Source organism: Sulfitobacter profundi, from assembly GCF_042661425.1.
In the GTDB taxonomy this organism is placed as follows: Bacteria; Pseudomonadota; Alphaproteobacteria; order Rhodobacterales; family Rhodobacteraceae; genus Sulfitobacter; species Sulfitobacter profundi.
On sequence record NZ_JBHSWA010000003.1, the window covers coordinates 134,549 to 152,839 of the forward strand.

General features: G+C 59.5%; 15 protein-coding genes and 3 pseudogenes. 17 read left to right on the top strand and 1 reads right to left on the bottom strand.

What is annotated here, in order from left to right:
• Positions 1-140: 140 nt before the first annotated feature.
• The 17 genes and pseudogenes from ACFQAU_RS18995 (at position 141) to ACFQAU_RS19075 (ending at position 14,890) form a co-directional block, all read left to right on the top strand.
• Positions 141-1,727 (top strand): RcgA family putative transporter, encoded by a 1,587-nt coding sequence (locus ACFQAU_RS18995; protein ID WP_386284417.1) that lies wholly within the window; start codon positions 141-143, stop codon positions 1,725-1,727.
• Entirely contained in the window at positions 1,717-2,724 is a 1,008-nt protein-coding gene (locus ACFQAU_RS19000; protein ID WP_120352492.1) for an alpha/beta hydrolase family protein, read from the top strand. Before ACFQAU_RS18995 ends, ACFQAU_RS19000 begins: the two co-directional genes overlap by 11 nt.
• A 565-nt stretch (positions 2,725-3,289) precedes the next feature.
• Entirely contained in the window at positions 3,290-3,658 is a 369-nt protein-coding gene (locus ACFQAU_RS19005; RefSeq protein WP_120352491.1) for a hypothetical protein, read from the top strand.
• A gap of 43 nt (positions 3,659-3,701) precedes the next feature.
• Positions 3,702-4,321 (top strand): annotated as a pseudogene (locus ACFQAU_RS19010) (lytic transglycosylase domain-containing protein).
• Positions 4,322-4,392: 71 nt separating this feature from the next.
• Positions 4,393-4,713, top strand: a complete 321-nt coding sequence (locus ACFQAU_RS19015; RefSeq protein WP_120352542.1) for a TrbC/VirB2 family protein — start codon at positions 4,393-4,395, stop codon at positions 4,711-4,713.
• Positions 4,706-4,984, top strand: a complete 279-nt coding sequence (locus tag ACFQAU_RS19020) for a VirB3 family type IV secretion system protein (protein ID WP_025042451.1) — start codon at positions 4,706-4,708, stop codon at positions 4,982-4,984. Before ACFQAU_RS19015 ends, ACFQAU_RS19020 begins: the two co-directional genes overlap by 8 nt.
• Positions 4,974-7,349 carry a VirB4 family type IV secretion/conjugal transfer ATPase gene (locus ACFQAU_RS19025; protein ID WP_132446211.1) on the top strand — a complete coding sequence of 792 codons (2,376 nt, stop codon included), beginning with the start codon at positions 4,974-4,976 and terminating at the stop codon, positions 7,347-7,349. The genes ACFQAU_RS19020 and ACFQAU_RS19025 overlap by 11 nt, the downstream gene beginning before the upstream one ends.
• A complete protein-coding gene (locus tag ACFQAU_RS19030) occupies positions 7,346-7,513 on the top strand; it encodes a hypothetical protein (RefSeq protein ID WP_162931912.1) in 168 nt (55 codons plus the stop codon). The genes ACFQAU_RS19025 and ACFQAU_RS19030 overlap by 4 nt, the downstream gene beginning before the upstream one ends.
• Positions 7,503-8,657, top strand: a complete 1,155-nt coding sequence (locus tag ACFQAU_RS19035) for a lytic transglycosylase domain-containing protein (protein WP_240791657.1) — start codon at positions 7,503-7,505, stop codon at positions 8,655-8,657. The genes ACFQAU_RS19030 and ACFQAU_RS19035 overlap by 11 nt, the downstream gene beginning before the upstream one ends.
• Positions 8,657-9,465: pseudogene (locus ACFQAU_RS19040) on the top strand (type IV secretion system protein). The gene ACFQAU_RS19035 and the pseudogene ACFQAU_RS19040 overlap by 1 nt, the downstream one beginning before the upstream one ends.
• 17 nt (positions 9,466-9,482) lie before the next feature.
• A complete protein-coding gene (locus ACFQAU_RS19045; protein WP_120352489.1) occupies positions 9,483-10,136 on the top strand; it encodes a VirB8 family type IV secretion system protein in 654 nt (217 codons plus the stop codon).
• 2 nt (positions 10,137-10,138) lie between these two features.
• The gene (locus tag ACFQAU_RS19050; protein WP_120352488.1) at positions 10,139-10,834 is read left to right on the top strand and encodes a TrbG/VirB9 family P-type conjugative transfer protein; all 696 of its coding nucleotides are present in this window, start codon (positions 10,139-10,141) and stop codon (positions 10,832-10,834) included.
• On the top strand, positions 10,831-12,210 hold the full coding sequence (locus tag ACFQAU_RS19055; RefSeq protein ID WP_120352487.1) for a TraB/TrbI/VirB10 family type IV secretion system protein: 1,380 nt from the start codon (positions 10,831-10,833) through the stop codon (positions 12,208-12,210). Before ACFQAU_RS19050 ends, ACFQAU_RS19055 begins: the two co-directional genes overlap by 4 nt.
• Before the next feature lie 4 nt (positions 12,211-12,214).
• Positions 12,215-13,200, top strand: a pseudogene (locus ACFQAU_RS19060) (ATPase, T2SS/T4P/T4SS family).
• Positions 13,197-13,391 carry a DUF4177 domain-containing protein gene (locus ACFQAU_RS19065; protein WP_012187154.1) on the top strand — a complete coding sequence of 65 codons (195 nt, stop codon included), beginning with the start codon at positions 13,197-13,199 and terminating at the stop codon, positions 13,389-13,391. Before ACFQAU_RS19060 ends, ACFQAU_RS19065 begins: the two are co-directional and overlap by 4 nt.
• The gene (locus tag ACFQAU_RS19070) at positions 13,388-13,801 is read left to right on the top strand and encodes a hypothetical protein (RefSeq protein ID WP_132446215.1); all 414 of its coding nucleotides are present in this window, start codon (positions 13,388-13,390) and stop codon (positions 13,799-13,801) included. The genes ACFQAU_RS19065 and ACFQAU_RS19070 overlap by 4 nt, the downstream gene beginning before the upstream one ends.
• 12 nt (positions 13,802-13,813) lie before the next feature.
• Positions 13,814-14,890: a TrbL/VirB6 family protein gene (locus ACFQAU_RS19075; protein WP_120352484.1), complete on the top strand. Its 1,077-nt coding sequence runs from the start codon at positions 13,814-13,816 to the stop codon at positions 14,888-14,890.
• 218 nt (positions 14,891-15,108) lie between these two features.
• On the opposite strand, the gene ACFQAU_RS19080 is transcribed toward ACFQAU_RS19075, so the two are convergent.
• Positions 15,109-17,754, bottom strand: coding sequence for a TrlF family AAA-like ATPase (locus ACFQAU_RS19080; RefSeq protein WP_165935602.1), 2,646 nt, complete (start codon positions 17,752-17,754; stop codon positions 15,109-15,111).
• Between the last annotated feature and the right edge of the window lie 537 nt (positions 17,755-18,291).

Below are 18,291 nucleotides of genomic sequence, written 5' to 3' on the forward strand. Positions count from 1 at the left end.
AGTTGCACTGTCGTGAGCCGCGAAATCACGATACGAAGCGAACGCCAGCGAAATAGAACGAAACGAACAACGGTACGTCCTTGATAAAAAATGGAAAATACTTCGTTCCTCCGTTGGATGACGGAAGTGACTTCAAGGAGTTGTTCAGACGGTTGAGCGCAGCGGGAGCGGGTCGGCCTATTGACAAAGATGGGATACCCTTGGGGCCGTGGACAGCCGAGCTACTTGCCACCGCAATTACTCAGATCGAAGCCAACCGGTCCGGGATCGAGCTGCGAACGGTGCAGCTTTGGTACCAAGACAACGAGAAAGGAATCAGCACCGAGAACATTCGATGGCTAGCAAGGGTGTTTGGGTGTGATGATCCGAAGGCGACCAGTGAATGGCAGACGGAGCTAAGTGCGGCCCGGACACGATTGGTAGCCAGGAGGCGAGCGCTGCGTGCGGGGCCAGACGGCCACGATGCGCATAGTCCTCCAGATACGGTTCAGAACGCGGCAATCGATGTTGATACCGTGGTTCCGTCACCGCTGGCGCACAAAGGTGAGGTTATCTCGCCGAGGCGGGGATTTAGCTTGGCGAGAACATCGGAGGCCGTGTTCAACCGGGGATCCCCTTTGGATTTGTCGGCGTCGGTGTTCGCAGGGGCAGTGGCCCTTGGATTTTCCTCTTACTTTTTGGGCATTCACAGCATTGTTTTTCCGCAGGCGAATGGTGTGATTAAGCAGGTTGGGTACTTATGGGCACCGAACTGGACACTCCTCTTCATGGTGCTCATGCCGCTATACTTCGTATTCGTGCGGGACTTAGTGGTCTTTTGGAGGGGTACAAGGCGGTCACTGTTAAGTCCTGAAGGTGAAGGAATCGCGAATGACGACATGTGGGTGCGAAAAGTCGCGACCTTTTCGGTGACGTATTGGGCGGCCTTTCTTGTTTGTTTACCTATAGCTACGGTTCTTCAGTGGATCGATAGGTGTTTAGGCCCATTACTGACCCGCGATACCGGCAACTACCCGGTGGAATGGGCTCGGATGGCGATTGAGCGCCCGCACGTCATTTCAATACCGGAGGCGGTCGCGTTCACCGGGTTCGCCTATCTCTACATGGGTGTGGTATTTTTTCTCTTCTTTGCAGGACTCATTTTGCTCTTCACAATAGCGCACGATTCTTGGGAACTTGGACGAAAGTCTGAATCGTGGGTAGATGGAGAATATCAATGTCAGCCTAATCAAGTCGGTCTCAAAATCATGCGTGGGATTTTTCGGTGCTGTATTTTAGGACTCTTGATTGCCATATGCATGAAGCTCCAAAGCACTTTTATGCTATCAAGTGAATCGACCATAACGGGTTGGTTGGCTAACGATTTCCTGTCAGTCTTGGGAAATCATGAGAAGGCAAGCGACTGGCTCGAATACAGCATGCCGACAAACTATAGCAGCCTGCTGATCGTATTGGCGACCTGCACTGTGTTTCTCTATGGGCTCATTCGAGTCCACGCCGCCTTGCGTCAGCAAGGGCACATTGGACATGGTCGAAATCAGAGAGAATTTAGAATCATGTTGGCGCGCGTCGCCCTGCTGGTCATCGTCTACGTGCTGATCGGTGCGGTCGCCGGTTTCTCGATCTTGCTGTGCATCGGGCTGCTGTCTGCAATCTACGGCCTGATTTATCCAAGCATCGATACCTGGCGGGCGACTAACCAAGGAGACAAACAAAGTGTATCATAGCTGGCTTGACCATTGGGATGAGCGACGAGCAGAGCGCGGGGACGAAGTAAAGAGGCCGACCGACTTCGCTCTGGACACTGAACTTGCCTTCCCTGGCTCCGGGCGTCCGGCAGGTATCGAGGCCTTTTGTAAACTTGCAGAACAGGCTGTTGAGGACCCAACCTATTTCGATGAACCAGATAACAACGACTTGGTCGTCGAACGCGAAGGAGAGTGGGTCAAGTTTCCTTCAGGAATTTCTACTGACGTCGCAGAGAACAATGTCGTCTGGGCGAAAGTAACAGAAAGCAGGTCATTCGACCAAGCATTGATTGTGTTTCACCATTGGAATGCAAGCGCGCGGTATCAACAGATCGCCAACTTTTTCGCCCGGCGCGGGATTACGGTTGTCGAGATAGCACTGCCGTATCACTTCGAACGTAGCCGTCCCGGCGCCGTTTATGCCGACTACATGCTAAGCCCGAATCTCGGACGGACGGTTCAATCCGTGAGACAGGCGGTATGGGATGGCCGAAAGCTCATTAGATGGCTGAAGGGGCAAGGTTATAAAGAGATTTCTGTACTCGGAATGAGTCTGGGTTCCTGGGTTGCCGGGTTGATTGCCGCCCATGACAAAACTGTTTCAAAAGCTGCGCTATTCCTGACGGCCGGAAGTCTTGCTGACATGGTGTGGACCGGGCGCGCAACGCGAACGATTTGCGAGAGCCTTCAACCCGTGATCGAATTGGGGGACCTCAGAAGGGCTTGGGGACCACTAAACTTGGTGAACCATGCGCATCATCTTGCGCGGGACAATCTCGAATTAAATGTGGTATTGGCCAAACGAGACAAGGTGGTGCTGCCGGAGCTTTCTGAACGGCTGATACAAGGGCTTAAGGACGCCGGAGCCGAGCCCAGCATATTGGAACTAAATTGCGGCCACTATTCGCTGTCCATGCCGCCCTACATTGTGTCGGCCGGCCGAAGCGTGGCTCGCTTGTTGAAACCCGACCCCTAAGCCGCTGACGACGGGGCTCGAACGGGTCTCGGCTGAATTTCGCTCGTAGTCCAGTTATCGAATTCGGAACCCGCGCGACTCGGACCAAAAGTTTCGCCCCGAAGTTATCGGTGAAGCGAGCCCAAGAAGCGCCCATATTCCTCGCTGACTTCGCGCGCTTCCTCGAAGGCGCGAGCACGCTCCTCGTCGAGGCAGCGAAAATAACCTGTACGTCACGGAAGTAGAGTTCGAAGTCATGACGGAGGATGTCCATAAATTCCGTGGCAACCTTCGGATCTCTTGGAACAAATGGCCGAGGCGGGGGATGCATGGACCGGCGAGCGCCGGACAACCGACGAGCGACAGCAGAACGAATGTGCGCATCAAAGGTAGGATGCGCAACCGAAGGTAGCAAAAGCCGCTTAAATCCTTGAACGAGTGCATGTTACGTGCCTAAAGGTATCAGATCAACGTATACCGCGAAAATTATAATATACTATTGCGGTCATCAGTATACTATCGTAACCCTAGGCATCAAGTAGGAGTGCCCGGGTGTTGCGTCTTTAGAGAAAGCGTGAGCCGGGCCATGAACTGGGACATAGAAGCACCAAATGTGGTTACGGAAGCTAGGTTCCGCGAGCTCGTGGAAAGCGGCTATAGCGCAGAAATCCTGTGCCAGGAGTCGGCACACAAGAAAGGCCCCAGCTATTACGGGGTCTGGATCATGCGTGTTGCCTCTGATGACGGGGTGGAAAAGCTCCTCGTCACCGCCCGCACGCGGACGACCTACAACGATATCAAGATCCGTGAGTTCAAAACGATCTCTGGCGTGGTGTCATTCTTCATTGGCCTTGGCTTTGCGCATGTCGACCTGCCCCTTGAGGCGGGTACAAGCCGTACGCATAAACTCGCCCCGCCAGACAAAGCCCCATCAGACAAGGGCGCTGGCAACTAAGTTCGTCTGTCTCTGGCTGGTCGCCGCGCCAGCCTCAGCGCAAATCGTTCTGGTCATGGAGGGCGACGGCTCTCTGACCCCGTCGCGGTCTCAGAGCGGTTTTGCCCGGAACTACAATGACGGCGTTGGTCAGGGATCGGCGTCCGATGGTTTGGCCATTCTTGGTGAGACGGAAGCAGCGCCCAAACCTGACGCGCTGCAGCTTGCGGCACTCGCCCAGCCAGCACCCCTGCCCCGCGCGGACGTTCTCTTAGGCATCGAGGCAACGGCCCTGCGCTATGCCAATCATCCTGGTTTGCGCCGCGCGGAGCTCTCCGTGAGGGATTGGCTGGCTCTCTACCGGGCCAACATCGAGGTTGAGAGCGCCTACCGGCAGGATGCGATCTCAACCGCGGGCGCCATTGGTCTGGGTCAACTGATGCCAGCAACCGCGCGTGATCTCGACGTCAATCCGGAGGACCCGATGCAGAACCTCGACGGTTCCGCCCGCTACCTCGCGATGATGCTCGAGACGTTCGGCGATCCGCGCCTGGCGCTGGCCGCTTACAACGCCGGACCCGACGCCGTGCGCCAATATGGCGGCATTCCCCCTACCGAGAAACCCAGAACCATGTGGCCCGCGTGATGGCGGTGGCCGCCCGATTGGAAGGATCAAATTCATGATGTCCCAACCTTTTTGGAAATCATTCCTCAAAACACTTATCGGCAATGTCACGAGAGCACGCAGCGCGGCAGTGCATTGGCGATACAACTTTTTCCAAACAAGTTGGTTTTCAAACCTCTTTGTCGCCTCGCTGGCGCTATTTCTGGTGATTGCCGAGCCCGCCCTAGCACAGAGCATCGACCTCTCCCCGATCCAAAGCTTGTTGCAGGGCATTGTCGATGCGCTGACCGGACCTCTTGGTGTGGTCATCGCCACACTAGCGGTCCTCGGCGTTTTCTTGAGCTGGTTCTTCAACATCATCGATCTGCGCCAGGCGCTCTGGGTCCTCGTCGGGATCGCCGGTGTTGCGGCTGCCCCCACCATCGTTGCCGCGGTCTTCGCCGGTGGCTGAGCGCGCGCCTCTCTTCCTCGGCCTCGTGCGCCCGCCCAAGCTTCTGGGCCTGCCCATCATGTATGCGATGGTCTGGCTCTTCGGTTCGGTGCTCTTGTTCGTCTGGGTCCAGCACATCGCGGTACTGGCTGTCGCGGCCCTTCTCTACCCGGTGCTTTGGAAGGCCGCAGATTGGGACCCGCGTTTCATCGACGTGATGATGACAGCCCTGCAGGAGACACCGCCCACGCGCAACAGGTCCATCCATGGCGGGGACAGCTATGCCCCGTGATGACGCCCGTGATGCTGCGCTCGATGCCCGCACAATGACGCCAGACTGGTATGCGCGCGAGACCCGGCTTGCGCATATGCTGCCCTATGTGAGCCTCGTCGACGACCAGACCGTGCGGACCCGGGTGAACGAACTCTTCCGCTGCATTCGCCTTGAGGGGATCAACAGCTACACGACGGACGATGCCTATCTCGACAAGGTGACGGCGCTTTTTGCTCGCATCGTCGCGCAACTCGGGCCAGAATTCAGCTATTACGTCCACAAGGTCTCCAAGGCCATCAAACCTGATCTCGACCCCATCCGTGAGGACAGCTTCGCGGGCGAGGTGGACCGGCGCTGGCGCGCGAAATTCGAGACCAGCGAGCTGCGCGACAAGACCCTGACGCTCACCGTCATTCACCGCCCGCCCCCGAAAAGCCTCCTGCCGCATCTCGGCCGCAGCGCGCCGGACCGGCTGAAGGAAGAGACCCGCAAGCGTCTCCAGCGCCTCGGTGAGGCCGTGAACGTCTTCCTGTCCGGCCTCGCAGAACTCAAACCGCGCCTCCTGTCGGCTGCATCGGGGGAGTTGGTGGGGTTTCTGGGCGCGCTGAACACAGGCACCGAGCTGCCGCTCTACCCTGCAAACACCTACGGCTTTTTGTCCGTCAACGTCGCCAATACCCGCGTGACGTTTCACGGAGACCATTTCGAGCTTTCCGAAGGCGTCGTGGGCCATCGCTACGGCAAGAGCTTCACCATCGGAGAATACTCGGAAGGCACCTCCTGCACCATGTTCGACATGCTGAACCTGCCGGTCGACATGATCGTGACGCACTCCTTCACGCCGATCAATTCGAACCTCATGGCGGGCCGCATCAAGCGGCAAAAGCGCCAGATGCAGGCCAGCCAGGACGCAGCCCTGTCGCTCCTGGAAGCCCTCGACATCGCCGCCGATGATCTCGAGGCCAAGCGCCAAAGCTTCGGCGAGCATCACATGGTCGTGACGCTCTTTTGCGACACGCTCGAAGAGCTGCAGACGCTCAGCGCCGAAATCGTGAACGCCGCCGCAACCGAAGGCGTGAAGATGATTGGCGAGCGGGTCGCGGCCAAGGCGCATTACCTCAGCCAGCACCCCGGCAACCAGTCAAAGCGCGTCCGCGCCAGCGCCGTCACCAACCGCAACTTCGCGGATTTTGCGGCCTTCCACCGGACACAGCTCGGCAAACCTGCAGCACTTACCCCCTGGGGCCGGGTCGTCACATATTTGCCCACGCCGGAGCAGAGCGCCTACCGGTTTTCCTATCACGAGCAAGGCTCGCCCGATAAAGAACCCACCAGCGGCCATACCCTGATCATGGGGCGGCCCGGGTCAGGTAAGTCTGTGCTTTCGGCCTTCTTGATGACCCAGGCCCGTCGCGCGGGCGCCCGGGTCTTCGTCTTCGATTACCGTCTTGGTATGGAGATGGCGGTCCGCGCCAATGGCGGGCGCTACGCGTCCCTGAACGCCGGTCAGCCCACGGGCCTCAACCCGCTCTGGACAGAGACCGATGCCCGCGGCACCGCCTGGCTCTCGGACTGGCTTGCCACCTTGCTCTACCGCGCTGACAAGCCCCTGACCCCGGCGCAGACCAATCGCATCCAGGAGGTCGTGCGCCAGAATGCCCAGGCCACCAATCCGGCCCTGCGGAACTGGCGGGATTTTGCGTCGCTTTTTGTGTCCACCGATGATGGCGGCGATCTGCACCAGCGCCTGCTCGAGTGGACCGAAGACGGCCGCTATGGCTGGATCTTCGGGCAGAGCCTTGAGGACACGTTCTCGCTCAAAGGCGATGTGGTGGGCTTCGATCTGACCGGCATTCTCGACAGCGAGGCCGACAAGGAGCGGATGGCGGTTCTCTCCTATCTTTTCCGCCGGGTCGAACGTGAGATCGAGGATCGCCACCCCACCATCATCGTGATCGACGAGGCCTGGAAGGCCCTCGATAACGCGTATTTCGCCGAACGGCTGTCGAACTGGCTGGTGACCGCGCGCAAGCAGAACACCGTCGCCGTGATGATGACGCAATACGCCAGCCAGCTCGAGCGCACCCGGACCGGCAAGACCATCGTCGAAGCCGTTCCGACACAGATCCTGCTGCCCAATATCCGCGCGCAGCCTGCGGATTACGCCATGCTGAACCTCACGGAGAAGGAACTCGACGTCCTTCTCAACACGGGCAGCAACAGCCGCCTCGCACTGATCCGCGACGATCAGGGCTCCATTGTCGTCGATGCCGATCTGAGCGCCCTTGGGCCCAATCTCACCATCCTTGGCGGCATGGAAAAGGGCGAAGCGCTTGTCGGCGCCGATTACCGCGACCGCTCGGACTTCTGGAGGCTTTCATGATCCGTACCCTGTTTCTTCTCACCGCGCTCGGCGCACTGGCCTCCTGCACCCAGTACCGGGAGCCGCAGGCGAATTGCTTCACCTTCCTTGCGTCCACGGCACCCGTCGCGCCTGATTGTGACTTCACGCCCCTTGGCACCCCGGAGGGCGACATTGAAGTCTAGCCTGCCTCATATCCTCGCGTTTTGCCTGCTGCCCGGTCTCGGCTTCGCCCAAGGCGTGCCGACCAACGACAGTGGGCTGACCGCGCGAGACATCGTCGAGACCGGCGACCGCGAGGCTGACTTGGCCGTTCAGGCGGACAAGCTTGCCGTGCGCGAACTCATTGCCGAGATCGACCGGGAGCAGCTGGAAACCCTGCAACGCATCCTTGATGCCCATACCAGCTTCGGCGGTCAGGGCTTACCGGCTATGGTCTCGGGGCTGGAAAGCGGCAGCGGGGATCCGGCCCGGTCAGTCGAGGCGGTCTATGGCAATGCCGACATCGACCCCAATCCCGGCGGTGCGCAGATGTTCGGCGACGCCGCCGAGAACATCGAGCAGCTCATCATCCGCGTCGCCCAGGAAACCAGCGGCTTTGCGGGTGTTGGCCGCGCAGGGCTCTCGCCCGTCCAGTGGCGCGCGTTGCTACAAGCGCTGATCTGGCAGGAAAGCCGCTTCACCATCGGCGCGCGTTCGCCGGTCGGGGCCTTTGGCCTCACCCAGATCATGCCCGGCACCGCCAGCGATCTTGGTATCAACCCGGAATACTACGACAGCCCTTACCTGCAGGTGCATGGCGGCGCGCGGTATCTCGCGACCCAGCTCAACACCTTCGATGGCAACATCATCAACGCGCTCGCGGCCTATAACGCGGGGCCGGGCCGAGTGTTCGAATATGGTGGCGTGCCGCCCTTTGCCGAAACCCAGCATTACGTTCAGGTCATTCCCGAACGCTATAACCACTATTTGACCCGTATCGGCGGGATCGATGCGCTTGGCACGATCGATCCGGCGCTTCTCGCCAATGCCAACCTCTCGCTCACGGGTCATGGGGCGGCCTTTTATGGCAGCAACTCACCAGCCGCGATCCGCCAAGCCGCCCTGCGCATTTCCGACATCGTCGAACGGATTTCCGAGACTGAAGACGTGCAGGAAAGCATCGCACTCAACACCTATGCCCGCGCCGAACTCGTGCGCCTCGTCGCTGCACGCATCCGGCTTCAGGCGGCACGCACCCGCGTCCTTTCTGCCGAGGAGTTGGCCCAGGCCAGCGCCCGCATGGCCGAAGGCGCGTTCATGGATTTTACGATCAGGGAGATTGAATGATGGGACATCTGCTCTTGAGGACGGCCTTGGCCACAACGCTTGGGATTGGCCTGCATCTGGACGCCCTATCCCCTGCCCTCGCGCAAGGCGTGCCCGTCGTCGACACCCAGAACATCACGCAAAATATCCAGCAGCTCCGGCAGATGATCGAGGACGAGATCCTGCAGAACGAGCAGCTGACGCAGCTCCGCGAACAGCTTGCCACGCTCACGGACCAACTCGCGGAGCTGCAAAGAACCTACGAGGCCCTCACCCGCCTCGCCGAGCTTCCAGAAATCATCCGCACCGAGATGGAAGACGAACTCAATGGCCTACTCGACCAGGAGTTCGGGGACATCCTCGCCACGATTGAGGCGATCAAGACGGGGATTTCTCCGGCCTGTCCGGCTCCGGCGCAGGCGAGATCGAAACCCAGATGGACCGGGTGCTGGCCGACCTCGGCTTTGACGAAGACACCCTCTCGGAAATGGCCGCAAGCGGCAATCCCGGGGCCAACCGCGTGGCGACGCAGGCCACCACCGGCGCGCTCGTCTCAGCCGCCGCCCAGAACAGCTATGAGGATGCCGGCCAATCGCTCGAGCGGGTAGACCGCCTTGTCGGGCTCATCGACGACATGGACGAACTCAAGGAAAGCATCGATCTCAACACGCGCGTGACCGCGGAGCTCGCCATTGCGCTGGTCGCCATGTGGCAACTCGAAGCCATCCAGACCGTGGGCGATGGCACCGGCGGCGTGATCGATGCCGCCACCATCGCCGAAGAGCAGCGCTTCATGGATTTCACCTTGCCGGACCTCCGGGCAGACTAATCGTGGGGGCATGACGGGTGGCGACTGAACAAGAAATCATCGAGGAAGAACTGGTCTATGGTGCTTTACGCCGCGAACGGCTCTGGCAACGCCTTGGCCTGATGGGCCTTGTCTTCGGTATCATCGGCTGTCTGAGTGCCGCGGCTGTCTCGATCCTCGATGTCGACCCGCCCCCCGTCGTTGTCCCCTATGATCCCGCCACTGGTTTTGCCCTGCCCGAGGCGTCCGTTGGGGCCACATCCGTCACCGCCAACCAGGCGATCATTGAGGCGGAGGTGTTCCGCTATGTGGCCGACCGGGAGGTCTATAACCAGCTCGACAACGATCTGCGCATCCGCAGCGTCCTGCGTCGCTCGGACGGAGCTGCCGAGAGCGGGCTGCGCCAGATCTGGAACAGCGCCAACGAGAATTACCCGCCGACGGTCTATGGCCCCAATGCTCGGCTCGACGTGGAAATCCTCAGCATCAACCGGATCGGAACCAACCGCGCGACGGTCCGCCTGCGCAAGCGCCTGACGTCCATTAACGGCACCCAGACCGGCCTCTTCACTGCGACGCTTCTCTTCGAGTTCCGCCCGGAGACCCGCCGCTCCATCGATGAGGTCTGGACCAATCCATTCGGCTTCACCGTTCTCGAATATTCCATCCGCTCCGACAGATTGGAGAACTGACGTTGTTGTTTATAAGATCGCTTATTTTTGTCATTGCCCTGTTGCCCGGCCTCGCCTCTGCCGAAGCCATCCCGCGTGGCGGTCCCAACGACAGCCGAGTGCGCTTGGCCACCTACCAGGAGGGTCAGGTCTACCGTCTCAGCGTGTCGCTCACCCATGTGACCACCATCGAGTTCGGCGAGGGCGAAAGCATCCGCTCGATCATCGCGGGCGACACCGAGGGCTTCGAGATCGACGGCGTCCCGGGCGGTCAGGCCTTCGCGATCAAGCCTGTGGCGCGCGGGGTGCATACCAATGTGACAGTCTATACCAACCGCCGCAGCTACTACTTCAACGTCCAGGAGGTCCGCAGCCCAACCTTCTACGTGGTGCAGTTCCGCTATCCGGAGGACGATGCGCGCCCGACCCGGGCCATCGCCGCCCAAGCGCCGAACTACAACTACGGTGCCAGCGCGCGGACCGAGTTTACGCCAACCCGCATCTGGGATGACGGGACGTTCACGTATTTCGCGTTTCCAAGAAACGCGCCTGTGCCCGCGATCTTCCGCTACGCGGGAGCCCGCGAGCGCACGGTCAACACGCAAACTCCTGAAGACGGCGTGATCCGCGTCAGCGGCGTGAACCGCCAATGGATCCTGCGACTTGGCGAAGAGGTGGTCTGCATCGAGGCGATCCCGCCCGCGGAGGCCACCTCTTGAGCGATACCGAGAACACCGAGCTGGAAAGGCGCCTCGCCGCCCTTGAGAAAGGCAGTGCCCGCGCGCCCATAGCGGCGCAGCGCCGGTCGCCCCTTCTCGCGCTGGCCGTGGTCTTCGTCATCGGCGCGGGTGGTGCCCTGCTTTATCTCCTCTCACAGCCCGACGAAGAGGAAGCCTTGCCGACGGCCACTCCGGACGTCTTCCAAAACGAAGGGGATGGCTTTGGCGCTATCGAGACCTTGCCCCCGCCCGAGCCCGAGGTTGTGTTCGCTGGACCAGACCCCTTCGAGCCCAACGCGGAGCTTCTGGCGCAGATCACCGCCCTGCAGGCCCAGATCGAGGAGTTGCGCAACGCCCCTGAACCAGTTGTCGAGGAAGACACCGCCGCCGCAGAGGCAATTGACGCGCTGACTGCTCAGATCGCGGCGCTACAAGCCGCCTCGGAAGCAGCACAGCAACGATTTCAGGACGAACTGACGGCGCGGGATCGAAGCCTTGAGCAACTCCGCATGGATCTGGAACTGGCCCAACTCGAGGCCAGCCGACCCCAACCCGCGCCAACGGGCCCTACGGAGGATGAGCTGCGCGCACGTGAGCAAGAGCGACTGCGCCGTGAGGAAGAAGCCCGGCGCATGGCCGAGCTGGAGCGCCGCGCCGCGGAGGAACGCGCCTTCCAGGAGCGGCGCATCGTCTCTCCCACCATCGCTTTTGGTGGTGCCTCCGGAGCGAATGAAACGGCTCTGACCGAACGCACTTTTGGCGAGGTGACGGATTTCGTCCTGAACGGTGCGCTGCCCTCCACGGTGACGCAGGCCGAGGTGATCGCCAATCCTTCCAACACCATCATTCAGGGCACAATGATCCAGGCCGTCATGGAAACCGCCCTCGACAGCTCGCTACCCGGCCAGACCCGTGCCGTAGTGTCCGAGGATGTCTACAGCGTCGATGGCGCGCGCCTCTTGATCCCCCGCGGGTCCCGTCTCATCGGGCGCTACCGCGCTGGCGTCGATATCGCGCAGCGCCGGGTAACCATCGCCTGGGACCGGATCATCCTGCCTGACAATCAAACTATCCAGATCAGCTCCTTCGGGGGCGATGAACTTGGCCGTTCGGGTGTCACCGGTTTCGTGGACACGCGCTTTGCCGAGCGTTTCGGGTCGGCCGCCCTGATCTCGCTGATCTCCGCGGCACCTAGTGCCGCCGCCTCCGAGGTCCAGGATGAGACTGCCGCCGACGTTCTCGAAGACGTTGGCGATGATCTGGCAGATGCCACGGACAGCGTCATGGGCGATTACCTCTCCATCGGCCCCGTCATCTATGTCGACCAGGGCGCGCGCGTTACTGTCATGGTCGACCGCGATCTGGAGATATTCTGAGCCCATGTCGCTGAGCTATCTCGAAACCTCGCTCGACCGGATCGACGCCGCCGCCCGCGACGATGTCATCGAGATCTGCATCAACCCCGACGGGACCTGTTGGGGCGAATTCCAGGGCGATCACTTCATGCGCGCACTGGACCAGAGGCTGACGAGCGTTCAGGTCAGGGACCTCGGCAACCAGATCGCGTCCTCTGCCAATACCACGATGAGCAAGGACCGCCCCATCGTCTCGGTTTCGATCACCTATAAGGGTCGCCCGATCCGCGCGCAGGTCATCACCCCGCCCGCCGTGCTGTCAGCCATGTCGATCAGCTTGCGGTTCTTCTCGAGCCTGCCACTCGAGGGAATTGCGCTCGATTTCCTCTACGGAAAAGAGCGCAAGCTCGAAGACCTGCGCGTCGAAAAAAGCGCGCCTTGCGCGCCGTGGTGGCCGCGGGTTTGATCGATGATGCGCTCGCCTTCTGCGTCGCGAACAAACTCAACATGATCGTCTCGGGCGGCACCTCCACCGGCAAGACCGTGGCCGCGCGCAAGATCCTCTCTCACGTACCAGCCGAGGAACGCATCGTCACCATCGAAGAAGCCGCCGAGCTTCTGCCGACCCAGCCAAATGCCGTGACCCTCATCGCCAATCGCGACGCGGAATTCCAGACCGCCGATGTGCTTCTCACCGCCACGCTGCGCATGCGCCCCGACCGGATCATCCTGGGCGAGGTGCGCGGCAAGGAGGCCATGACCTTCCTGGAAGCCATCAACACCGGCCATGGCGGGTCCATGACCACACTGCATGCCGAAACCCCGCAACTCGCCGTGCAGCGGCTCGCGATCGCGGCACTCAAGACCGAAATCCCGATGACCTATGCCGACATGATCCAGTACATCGAAAATTCCATCGATGTGATCATCCAGGCCGGTCGCCATGACGGCAAACGCGGCATCACCGAATTCTACCTCCCCGGCGCAACCGAGATTGGAACTTCCCCATGAAGACGTTTGAATACAATATCCTGTCCTTTCCCATGACCCGCAAGACCAGCCTCTCCGACATGCAGGCCAGCCTGAACGAGAAGGGCGCAGACGGGTGGGAGGTGGTGTCGATAAGCACTTCGGAATTCGCCAATATCGGGCACACCGTTTTCCTGAAGCGCGAAACCACACCTGCTGGAGCCACGGCATGAGGCAGGCGGGCTGTACCCTCGTACTGATTGCGCTGGTCTTGGGCCTAACGTCGGCACCCGGCTTTGCTGAGCGCAATCTCGTGCCGACCCTCGATCGCAGTTTCGACGTCTGTCCTGACCGGCCCGCCGAGCCCGTCTGGATGCAGCAGATCCCCCTGCGCCAAGTCTATCATCGGGTTCTGGTTCAGGACATCTATCGCGCCCAGAATCTCGAGCAGGTCGTCGAGATCGGCAACTGCGACTGCGCGACCCGGTTCCCCTCTTGGGACGCGGCCGAGGCCGTGTTTCGGGAGAGCTACGCGAACAACGAACGATGGAAACTGCTGCAAGCCTCGGACGCCTACAACCGCCGCGCCAACGCCGCCCGTCCGGAAGCCCAGGCCATCTGCGACGCCGCGGGCAACTGGTAAGGCAGCCCCGCGATGAGCGTCGTCACCTATTTCGTTGAAACCTCCCAAGCCTATCTCGACACCGCTGCCGAAACCCAGTTTGGTGCGGTTGCGGCAACGGTCGGCACGCTCCTGGTTTTGGGGACAACGCTGGTGGTGATCCTCGTCGGCATCAACATGATCTATCAATATCGGGCCATGGATGGGCACACAGCCTTCTGGCTCGCGGTCAAGATCGGGCTCATCGGGATATTCGCGACCAATTGGATGCAGTTCAACGCCTTCTCGTCTGCCATTCTCTATGGGATCGACAGTATCGCGGGCGCGCTCGTGGCCTCCGTCGGCGGCGGCAGCCCGGGGCCTTCTGGAACTTTCGCTGAAGAATTCGACCGGCTGATCGCCGAGCTCGGCGATTACCTGAATGCCGCCGGGTCCGAGCTGAACTGGATGGCTGGCGCCATGCTCGACATCGTCGGTGTGCTTCTGCTCTCGATCCTCGGCGGGTTGGCCGCCTTCATCCTCGTGGCCTCCCGACTGATGATCGCGCTTCTGATCGGGATCGCCCCGGTGATGATTTTCCTGACCCTCTTCGAGGTGACCAAGGATTATTTCGCGCGCTGGTTATCCGCGCTTATCTCCTTCGCGATCTACCCTATCGTGGTCGCAGGGGTCTTCGCGACCATCACCGGGGTGGCCTCGGCTCTCATAGGCGAGTTGGGTGATCCGGAAGGGGCTTCCAACATCGGCGCGCTCATACCCTTCTTTATGATGGTGCTCATGGCCAAGGGCTTCATTATCGCCACGCCCTTCATCGTCCGCGCGATCTCCGGCAACATCATGATGCCCGCCCTCTCCGGAGGTCTCGGCGGCGGCTACAGCTTTGCCCGCGCCGCCATGGGAAGCCAGCAGGCCTACAATCGCTACCTCATCGGCGGGGCCAGTGGCGCAGAATACGCAGCCCTCAGGGCGCGGCAGTTCTTGGGCGTGCAGCAAATGCCAGCGCGGCAAGGCATGGGGCAGACGGGTTCCGGAGGCGGCACAGGATCCGCAGACTCGGGATCAAAAATGCTGGCGCAGCTTGCGAGACTGGGACGGCTTGGACGACGGTGACGGCCCAGTCCGGCCGTTCACCGAGTTCACTTTCGCTGTGCTGCGGCTACACCGAACCGATCATCTATGGCGGTGTGCAGCGTAGTCGGGAAAGCCAAGTGTGCCAGCGCTGCATTCGGGCCTCCGAAGTGGCCGCTCACAGCCGAGTGCAGCAAAAACCGGAGGCGAATGTAGCCGAGAATAGAGTGGTGAAGCGTTTCGTGTTCTTTTAGATATGGTCAGACGGCACGGGCTTTCCAGATTTGATAGATTGTCTTGCGGCGCTCAAATGCCTCCGGGCCGCCCTCCATGATGGAAATGACGTTGGACTGACAGGACTTATCGTCGATATTGCCAACCGATATGGCGATATCATCATCGCTGGCGCTGCATGTGGTGATGGTCTCGGCATCGCCAAGCACCGGAAAATTCGCGTTATGTGTCGCGAAGATGAATTGCTGGTTTGGCTTGATCCGCCGAAGCAGCTTGACCACCTCCTCGTAGACGGTCTGGCTATCAAGATCATCTTCCGGCTGGTCGATGAGCAGAAGATCATTCCCCTTCTGGCTAAGCAGGAAGAGCATCATCGCGGAGGCGCGCTGACCAAGAGAATGCGACAGAAGTGCTTTGCCGTGATACGTCACCGCATAGCTGTTAGGCACCTGATAAGAGATGAGTGCGTAGAGATTTGCTATGAAGAGCTTTTTGAAGTCCTCGCTTTTTCCCTTCGCGTGAGCACAAGCCTTTTCGAGGTCTTTGAAAATCTCGCCAAAATCGGAGTAAGCCTCTGCAAGTGCATTATAATATTCCCTGCGAAGATTATTGCCTCGAAGTAACCCGTCGATATGGGTCGTGAAGGCGTTGCGGTCTCCCTTGAACGCTGCATTTACTCTCAATGATCCTTGCGATTCGTTGATGATTTTCAGCGCCGCCGCGATTAACTTGAATTCATCGTGCCAGGCATCATTCAGCGATGTCATGGCGATCAAGACGGCTTCGAGCCTTGTTTTTTCCTTTCCCGTCCGCTTGGCCAGCTCGGCGATTTCAGCTTCAAGCTCCTGCTTGCGCTGCGTAAGCTTGATATAGGCATCCGGCTGGATCGAGGTAACGCCCTGTTCGTCCAACGCTTTGACCAGTTCCCGCTCGGTCTCGGCAAATTCTTCCTTTAGGCCGTCGCGCACGCCTTCAAGCTCTTGGCGCAGTTCATCCAGATCGCCGGACTTGGTCTTGATGGTGGCAGCAAGAGCCTTGGCTGTCGCAACCGTGCCTTTTAGCTCTTCCACCTTGGCTGCGTAGCGCGTGAAGAAATCAGCATTTTGATCGGAGGCATGAACTTCTATCAGCTTGAAATCTTCTTCGGCCTGGGTTGCAGCATCATCAATCGTCTTGCGCCAGGCCGCAGCCGTCTCGTCAATACCCTGACAGTAGGTCAGGTCCTCGCTATAGGCCAATTGCTTTTCAAGCTTGTCCTTGATGCCATGCTTGTCGAATTGCTCCAGGTTGAATTCAACATCCTTGAGTTCATCTTCCAGCGCTTGCTTGTCCTCCGCATCGCCGCGGACAGAATTGAAGCTCTCTATAGCCGACTTTAGTTCGCCCGCGCGTTCCTCGATCTTTTGCCGCACACCCTTTAGGCTATCGCCCATGAGCTTTTCGACAAGATCGTGCCCGAAGCCCTTTCCAGCAGCGGAGAGGTCCTTCTGCCCGAAGTAAAGCGGCTTGGCGATGATCGTCTCCTTAATGGAGACACCGGGGCGCAGCACGCCATCGACATAAACATCCGGCAAATGCCCCCAGATGCGCCTTACCTCATAGCGACCGCCATGCCGATCGGTCGCTTCGACAATTACCTTGCCGCCGCTTTTCAGAACATGGGGCAGGAGCTTATCCTTATATTCCTTGTCCTGTGCCTTTTCGCCAAAGGGGATATCAAGTGCGTAGCGCACGCTTTCCAGGATAGAAGATTTTCCGCTGCCCTGAATGCCAATCAGACAATTCAGATGCGGAGAGAAGGTAACACGCCTACCATCCAGCAACCCGCCTTCAAAGCGAACGGCGTTGATGTGGGAATGGCCTATGGACGGTATATCCGGCGCAACGCGGAAAGCATGATCAGTCAGGGCAAATTTCACCGCATCGAAACCAACATCGCCAAGCTTCAGATAAACCTTCTTACCTTTGCCGATTTCAGAAATTTCTTTTGCATCAGAGCCTTCCACTTCGGCTGGATAGTGATCGCCCCACCAGCGCTTGACCTTCGTGCGGCAAACGCCATCCTGCTTGTCATGGGTGCGGACCTTCTGGAAGCCAAGGGCATATTTTTGAATGAGCGGCTCAGCGGCAAGTTCGCCCATTCGCCCGCCGCTTAACTCCTTCCACAGGCCACTATTGGCCTCGACATGCGCGAAGATAATGAAGAAGTCGCGGTTGTAGGATTCCAGTTTTCTGAGCGTCTCGATCAGGTCATCATTGCTACGTCCGTTTTCCTGCTCGTATTGCGCGGGAACCTTCCCAGCAAACGCTACGCCAAGAAATTGGTTGATGTAATCCTGACCATCGGCCAACCAAGCTTCGGAAAATACCACGAGTGTGTGAACGCCGTTTGCGCCGTCCTTGACGGATAGTTCCACGCCGGGGAGCACACCGATACCGAATTTGCGCGCCCTCTTGCGCAGAGCCTTGAATTCTTCCAAGTCAAATTTGTTGTGGTTGGTGATGACGGCAAGGCGTGTTCCGTTAGCTTCAAGCGCCTCGACATAGCTGGCGACGAAACGGTCAGCGTCGCCGTCATAACGAAATTCCTTATCCGCTTGAGTGTGCAGGTGGAAATCTGCCCTTACCCACTTCGTGCCATGCTCGAAGAGTTTCTGAAGTGCCTCACTCATTCGCTACGTCCCTGTGATCAATTAGTTTTTCTTCCCAATGAGACCACGCAATGCGGGTCTCTGTAAAGTTAGGCGCTGACTGGCCCGCGGTTGGCCAGAACGGCGCGCGGGCGGCGGCAGTGTGACTTGCCGTAGGGTGCAAGCGCGACTACGTCCGAGCGGTCGCTGCAATTGTGTTGCAGGCCCTTAGAGGAAGTCGACGTTATACCCGTTAGGTGGTCATGAATCCGTTGCCAGCGGCAATCAATCTGAATGGCTGGTCTCACGGTTAGGCTGCGGCTGCAATGCCGCGGCGCCATGAGGCCGCTTTCCGCCCTGCGTTTCAGAGTTTGGCGCGATGCTGCGCCAGACGCGCGGGACTGCTCTCAGCGCTTTGCGGTCTTATGCCCAAACGGCTGCGACCGTTAAGGTTCAGACTTAGTCAGAATTAACCGGCCTTTCCGTCCCGAGACCCGCCATCCTACGTGGAAGTGATCGGCCTGCGAGGTTAGAAGGGCGAATTAACGAGAACCCTCTTTCATTTTTTTGCGGGGGGCT

Coding starts and splice junctions, on each gene's coding strand:
- ACFQAU_RS19005 (WP_120352491.1), top strand. CDS start 3,290: ATGAACTGGGACATAGAAGCACCAAATGTGGTTACGGAAGCTAGGTTC.
- ACFQAU_RS19025 (WP_132446211.1), top strand. CDS start 4,974: ATGCCCCGTGATGACGCCCGTGATGCTGCGCTCGATGCCCGCACAATG.
- ACFQAU_RS19030 (WP_162931912.1), top strand. CDS start 7,346: ATGATCCGTACCCTGTTTCTTCTCACCGCGCTCGGCGCACTGGCCTCC.
- ACFQAU_RS19065 (WP_012187154.1), top strand. CDS start 13,197: ATGAAGACGTTTGAATACAATATCCTGTCCTTTCCCATGACCCGCAAG.
- ACFQAU_RS19070 (WP_132446215.1), top strand. CDS start 13,388: ATGAGGCAGGCGGGCTGTACCCTCGTACTGATTGCGCTGGTCTTGGGC.
- ACFQAU_RS19075 (WP_120352484.1), top strand. CDS start 13,814: ATGAGCGTCGTCACCTATTTCGTTGAAACCTCCCAAGCCTATCTCGAC.
- ACFQAU_RS19080 (WP_165935602.1), bottom strand. CDS start 17,754: ATGAGTGAGGCACTTCAGAAACTCTTCGAGCATGGCACGAAGTGGGTA.